6 protein-coding genes, 1 pseudogene and 1 other annotated feature are annotated in these 6,172 nt (G+C 36.1%); of the genes and pseudogenes, 1 reads left to right on the top strand and 6 read right to left on the bottom strand.

Annotation, left to right across the window (positions count from 1 at the left end):
- The 5 genes and pseudogenes from AC1DTM_RS16380 to AC1DTM_RS16360 all read right to left on the bottom strand — a co-directional run.
- A pseudogene (locus AC1DTM_RS16380) lies at positions 1-89 on the bottom strand (alpha/beta hydrolase); the annotation flags it as partial.
- Complete coding sequence (gene bioF / locus AC1DTM_RS16375) at positions 86-1,273, bottom strand: 8-amino-7-oxononanoate synthase (RefSeq protein WP_016106104.1); 1,188 nt, start codon at positions 1,271-1,273, stop codon at positions 86-88. The pseudogene AC1DTM_RS16380 and the gene bioF, both read right to left, overlap by 4 nt.
- Complete coding sequence (gene bioD, locus AC1DTM_RS16370; RefSeq protein WP_199715040.1) at positions 1,239-1,967, bottom strand: dethiobiotin synthase; 729 nt, start codon at positions 1,965-1,967, stop codon at positions 1,239-1,241. The genes bioF and bioD overlap by 35 nt, the downstream gene beginning before the upstream one ends.
- On the bottom strand, positions 1,967-3,400 hold the full coding sequence (bioA, locus tag AC1DTM_RS16365; RefSeq protein WP_078172853.1) for an adenosylmethionine--8-amino-7-oxononanoate transaminase: 1,434 nt from the start codon (positions 3,398-3,400) through the stop codon (positions 1,967-1,969). Before bioA ends, bioD begins: the two co-directional genes overlap by 1 nt.
- A gap of 77 nt (positions 3,401-3,477) precedes the next feature.
- Positions 3,478-3,810, bottom strand: a complete 333-nt coding sequence (locus AC1DTM_RS16360; protein WP_133059529.1) for a hypothetical protein — start codon at positions 3,808-3,810, stop codon at positions 3,478-3,480.
- A 142-nt stretch (positions 3,811-3,952) separates the two neighbouring features.
- Positions 3,953-4,172: a binding site (T-box leader), on the top strand.
- A gap of 338 nt (positions 4,173-4,510) precedes the next feature.
- Here AC1DTM_RS16360 and nhaC point away from each other — a divergent pair.
- The gene (gene nhaC / locus AC1DTM_RS16355) at positions 4,511-5,884 is read left to right on the top strand and encodes a Na+/H+ antiporter NhaC (RefSeq protein WP_088099497.1); all 1,374 of its coding nucleotides are present in this window, start codon (positions 4,511-4,513) and stop codon (positions 5,882-5,884) included.
- Positions 5,885-5,946: 62 nt separating this feature from the next.
- Here nhaC and AC1DTM_RS16350 read toward each other — a convergent pair.
- Positions 5,947-6,172 (bottom strand): LPXTG cell wall anchor domain-containing protein (locus tag AC1DTM_RS16350; RefSeq protein WP_477000494.1); only part of this gene is annotated, 226 nt, incomplete at its 5' end.

The following is a 6,172-nucleotide window of genomic DNA, read 5'->3' as shown; positions in this document are numbered from 1 at the left end:
GGATAGTCTTTAAAATACGGAAGTACAAAAGTCCAAACATCTTCTTCCATTCCCCACCCAGGAATAAAAATAACCTTTAGCTCTTTCATACTAAAAACCCCTCTTCTTTACCGATGCGTATAATATGCTGAATGGCCCATTTTAAATCCGCCATTGTATGTTGTGACGTAACAGCAAAGCGAATTCGGGAACTACCAATCGGAACAGTTGGCGGACGAATTGCAATGGCTGCGATACCTATCTCTTGTAATCTTTCACTAAACCGTAAAGCATTTTCATTTGAACCGACTACAATTGGTACAATATGAGTTGAGCTATTCCCAATGTCAAAACCAGCTTCTTGTAAATGCGTCCTGAAATATGCACCATTCGCTATAAGGTTCTCTCTTCTTTCGTTATCTTCTTTTACAATCTCAATTGCTTTTTGCACTGCTCCTAATGCTCCTGGTGGTAAAGCTGTAGTAAAAACAAAGCTTCTCATCATATTTTGTAAGTACTCTATATAAATTGCATCCCCTGTTAAATACGCACCATAACACCCTAAAGCCTTGCTAAACGTCCCCATATGTATATCGATTTTTTGAGCAAGATCTTTTTCTATATGAGATAATCCAGCTCCACCGATTCCATATATTCCACTCGCATGTGCTTCATCAACTATAATGATTGCCCCGTATTTCTCTTTCAGCTTCACTAAATCTCTCAAATATGCAGTATCACCATCCATACTAAAAACAGTATCAGTTACGATTAATTTCCTCTTTTCAGGTGACGCTACTTTCAACATCTTCTCTAAATGATCCAAATCATTATGACGATACCTTTTATGTTCTGCACCGCTTAATATAATTCCATCAACAATACTTGCGTGATTTAATTTATCACTAAAAACAATATCGTGACGACCAGCTAAAGAAGATAGTACACCTACATTTGCTGTATACCCACTATTTACGATTAACGCTCTTTCAGTACCTTTCCAGTTGCATATACTTCTCTCAACCTCTTCATACAGTGGATAATTTCCTACAATGAGACGAGATGCTGTCGCTCCAGTTCCATATTTTCTTGTGCAAGCAATAGCAGCTTCTTTCAACCTTTCATCTCCAGCTAACCCTAAATAATTATTTGACGCTAAATTTAGCATCCTTTTCTCATTCCGAATAAGCCATGTCTCTTCCGCTTTCTCTGTCACATGCAAATTACGATACTGTCCTTGCTCTCTTAATTGTTCTATTTTAGATTGAAGATGTGCGCGCCACTTTTGATTCATTTTGGATGGACTCCTCTAATTTTGAAATCATAATATGTTCTTTTGCCAATTCCAATAATTCTTCCCTAGTAAAATCACCTTCAAGGAATGGTAATAAACCTAAAACCGGTACCCCGCTCAACTCTTCAATCATTTCTTTGTTTTCTTGTACTCTTTCTTTTTCACATTCTTTACAACCAGACAAAATGACACCTGCTACTGTTAAGCCATGTGCCCTTGCATAAGAAATCGTTAAGACAGTATGATTCACTGTTCCTAGTGTAGGACGCGCTACTACAATAAGAGGAAGCTGTAATTCTTTTGCAAAATCGATTACTAAAGCATCTTCTGTATATGGGACTGCAAGCCCACCAGCCCCTTCTACAAATAGGCTATTAAACTCTTTTAGTAGTTCATTATAGTGATCAGTAATTTCTTTTAACGTTACTCTCCTTCCAGCTCTTTTCATAGCAAGTCTCGGAGCAAGTGGTTCTTCAATAGAATACGGACAAATTTCTTCTTCTCTTGTCGATACACCCGATAAGGCTTTTAACCTTGCTGCATCTCCCTCTGCGTTTGATGCAGCATGTCCACTTTGCAACGGTTTATATACCCCTACGTTATATCCCAATTCTCTAAATACACCTGCTAACGCACCTGCAACCACAGTTTTTCCAACTTCAGTATCAGTTGCCGTTATGAAAAAACCACTCATTATTCTTCCTCCGTAACATCCGAGATTGCTTTATATAAAATGCGTAACATCTCATCAATTTCAGCAATTGTAGATGCAAGAGGAGGCATAAATACAATGGTGTTACCAAGCGGACGTAAAATCATGCCTAACTCTCTTGAGCGTTTACATACTTGAACACCGACTCTTTCTGTCCATTCATACGATTCTTTCATTTCTTTATTTTTCACAAGTTCAATACCAATCATTAATCCGCACTGACGAATATCACCTACGTGCTTATATTCATTAAGCGCTTCTAATTGCCCCGCTACATATTCTGTTTTATGCGCAACAGATTCTATTAAATTAGTTTTTTCATATAGTTCTAGATTCGCAATTGCTACCGCACACCCTAACGGATTACCTGTGTAACTATGCCCATGGAAAAATGTTTTTTGTTCCTCATACTCTCCTAAGAAGGCATTATATATTTCGTCTGTCGTTACCGTAACAGCAATTGGTAAATATCCACCTGTTAAACCTTTCCCAGCTGTTAAAATGTCCGGCGTCACATTTTCATGTTCACACGCAAACATTTTCCCCGTACGCCCAAACCCAGTCGCTACCTCATCTGTAATAAATAAAACATTATATTTTGTACATAAATTACGTAGCCCTTTTAAATATCCTTTTGGCATTGTAATCATGCCTCCAGCACCTTGCATTAAAGGTTCTACAATAATTGCTGCAATTTCTTCATGTTTTTCTTTCAGCAATTCTTCCATTTCTTCTAAATGCTTATTCACAATTTCTTCCTTGTTATTTCCATAAGGAGAACGATATGTATACGGATACGGCATTTTAATTGCCTCAAATAATAGTGAACTATACACTTGGTGAAACAAGTCTATCGCTCCTACTGAAACTGCTCCAATTGTATCACCGTGATACGCTTCTTTTAATGTAACAAATCTTTGTTTTCTCGGTTTCCCTTTGTGCTGCCAATATTGAAAAGCCATCTTAATTGCAATTTCAACAGCGGTAGAACCAGAGTCTGAATAAAATACTTTCTTCAAGCCTTCTGGTACAACATCAATTATTTTTTCTGCTAATAAAATAGATGGAACGTTAGCAAGTCCTAACATAGTAGAATGAGCAATTTTATTTAATTGCTCACGAATTGCCTCATCTAGTTCCGGTACTTGATGCCCATGAACATTTAACCAAATAGACGAAACACCGTCCCAATATTCATTTCCATTTACATCGTATAGCTTTCTTCCCTCTCCACGTTCAATAATGACAGGATCTTCTTCTAAATAATCTTTCATTTGTGTAAATGGGTGCCATACGTAATCTTTATTCTTCTTCGATAATTCTTCATATGTATAAGACGATTTTTCACTCGTGTTACTATTAACAGCCACAATTGTCACCCCTAATGTTAACTTGTTTATAAATATAGTTAACATTAAAACCAAATGACTGTCAATTATTTTTAAATCAAATAGTTCTTAAAAAAGAACAACTTATCATACGATAAGTTGTTCTACTTTCCATGTTGTATCTTTCCAATTTCTAAAATAATCTCTTCCTCTTTTTTTCCTTCTGTATCAATTCCAAGTTGCTTAGCATGCTCAATTAATAAATCATGGCGCTGCTCAAACCTAGCGGTATCTACTTCTTTCGTAATCTCTTCTTTTGTTTTCCCTTCAGTAGAAACTCCTAGTTTTGCAGCTGATTTTTCCATCGATTTCTTCACTTCTGACTGCTGTATTTGCTTTTGTTTCGACTGCTCTGATTCAGCTGCAAAAGCTGTGTAAATTCCAGCACTTCCGCCAACGACTAGTAAGGTGGTAAAAAGAATTATTTTTTTCTTCACTCTTTCCTCCCCTTTCAAATTCATTATAACGCACATTTTTACAGCATTAAAAACATTTTTCCTTTATTCCCCTAAAAAAATATCGAATATTTTTATTGACATGTATGATGAATATATGATAAAAATTTAACTAACATCATATGAATCGGCGTTGATAGGATTTAGTAGTACTTCGTTTTCTGATTTCAGAGAGCTGGTGGTCGGTGCGAACCAGTACAGAGCGATTTATGAATTACCCCCTGGAGCTTCTTTTACGAAACGTGAGGAGTAGTGAAAGACGGTTTAGACCGTTATGTCTAAAGAGTGGTGAAACGACACTGTTTCACAATTTAGGGTGGTACCGCGAATTTTTCGTCCCTGCATATATTGCAGGGGCGTTTTTATTTTATTAGCGCATATCATATGGCCCTTTATTTTGTGATACATTCCTTTCACAAGCTAGGGTGGTACCGCGATTTCTTCGTCCCTGCATAATTATATGCAGGGGCGTTTTTTTATTCCAATCTTTATTGAGCGATTATCCTAAAAATTTGAGATAGGAGAGATACAAAGCTTGATAAATCCCGATTATTTAAACTTTATGATGAAAAACAATTACCGATAATTTGTCGAAAAATTATAAATTTTAAAAGGGGATATACAGTATTGGCGAATTTTATATAAAAAAGAGCTATTTTAGATTAATTAGGAGGGGAAAACAATGATTTCAAAAATTGAATCTATTCTTTTAACATTTTTTATCTTTTTCTGTATTGGCTTTAGTGTTATTCAATTAGAAGTTTCACCACATATCCCAATTTTATTCGGCATCGTTATTTTATTAGCGTTTGGATTTATGAAAAAAATCTCTTGGTCTACTATGGAAGAAGGGATGATAAGTAGTATTTCAGCTGGTATTCCATCTATTTTTATTTTCTTACTTGTAGGAGTATTAATTAGTGTTTGGATCGCAGCTGGAACAATTCCAACTTTAATGGTATACGGATTCCAACTTGTATCTCCAAAAATTTTCGTTCCTACTGTTTTTGTTGTTTGTGCAATTGTTGGAACAAGTATCGGTAGTGCATTTACAACTGCAGCAACAGTAGGGCTTGCCTTTATGGGAATGGGTAGTGCTCTCGGATACGATCCAGCTCTTATTGCTGGTGCAATTATTTCTGGTGCATTCTTTGGGGATAAAATGTCTCCTTTATCTGATACAACAAACTTAGCTCCAGCTGTAACTGGTGTAGATTTATTTGAACATATTCGCAACATGCTTTGGACAACAGTCCCTGCTTTCATTATTGCTTTTATCGCATTTTTCATTTTAGGAAGCGGCACTAGAGGAGACGTTGATTTCACAAACTTTATTAGTACGTTAGAAAAAAATGCAACGATTTCTATCGTTACACTTATTCCGATTTTATTACTGTTCCTATTCGCATTTAAGAAAGTACCCGCAGTTCCAACATTACTTGCAGGAATCGTAGTAGGGATCATCATTCTCTTTATTTTTAACCCTAGTACTTCTTTAGCTGATTTAATGAAAATTATGCAAGATGGTTACGTTTCTAAAACTGGTATAAAAGATATTGATAGCTTATTATCTCGCGGTGGTTTACAAAGTATGATGATGTCAATTGCTCTTATTTTCCTAGCTCTTTGTATGGGTGGTTTACTACAAGGAATGGGCATTATCACGCAGCTGATGAATATCATCTCTAGCTTCGTAAAAAATAGTACACGCTTAATCGTCTCTACCGCTTTCACTGCAATTGGTGTAAACTTCTTACTTGGTGAACAATACTTATCAATCGTTTTAACAGGACAAGCATTCGCTAACAAATACGATGAAGTCGGTTTAGAACGTCGTAATTTATCACGAGTATTAGAAGATGCTGGTACAGTAATTAATCCGCTCGTACCATGGGGTGTAAGCGGCGTATTCTTAACAAACGTCCTTAGCGTTCCAACATTCGATTATGTTCCATACGCAATCTTCTGTTTAGCTTGCCCAGTCTTAACAATTATTGTTGGTTTCACTGGATTTGGTCTTTCATGGAAGAAAGAAAAAGCAGTACCAGTTTCATAATATAGAATAAAAAAAGGATTACCGTAATCGGTAATCCTTTTTTTCATACAACACTTTACTATCTATTTATTTGCTTTCTTTCTTCTAAATAACATAAGTAATCCCGCTCCAACAAACGCCAGACCAGCTCCAATTGTAGAAGCAATACTCGCACCTGTTTTCGGTAAATCACGTTCCTCTTTATTTTCACTTACAGTTGTTGTTTCTTTTGTATTTTGATTATCCGTTGTAGTTTGTCCAGATCCTGCGTTGTTTCCATCTTGTTTTGGTTCATTTCCATTATTACCT

Source organism: Bacillus sp. P4_D3 (genome assembly GCF_056401855.1).
This window is presented reverse-complemented; position numbering and strand designations above follow the sequence as displayed.

What these genes read in the sequence shown, in the direction of transcription:
- bioF (WP_016106104.1), bottom strand. Translation starts at nt 1,273, where the DNA reads ATGAATCAAAAGTGGCGCGCACATCTTCAATCTAAAATAGAACAATTA.
- bioD (WP_199715040.1), bottom strand. Translation starts at nt 1,967, where the DNA reads ATGAGTGGTTTTTTCATAACGGCAACTGATACTGAAGTTGGAAAAACT.
- bioA (WP_078172853.1), bottom strand. Translation starts at nt 3,400, where the DNA reads ATGTTAACTATATTTATAAACAAGTTAACATTAGGGGTGACAATTGTG.
- nhaC (WP_088099497.1), top strand. Translation starts at nt 4,511, where the DNA reads ATGATTTCAAAAATTGAATCTATTCTTTTAACATTTTTTATCTTTTTC.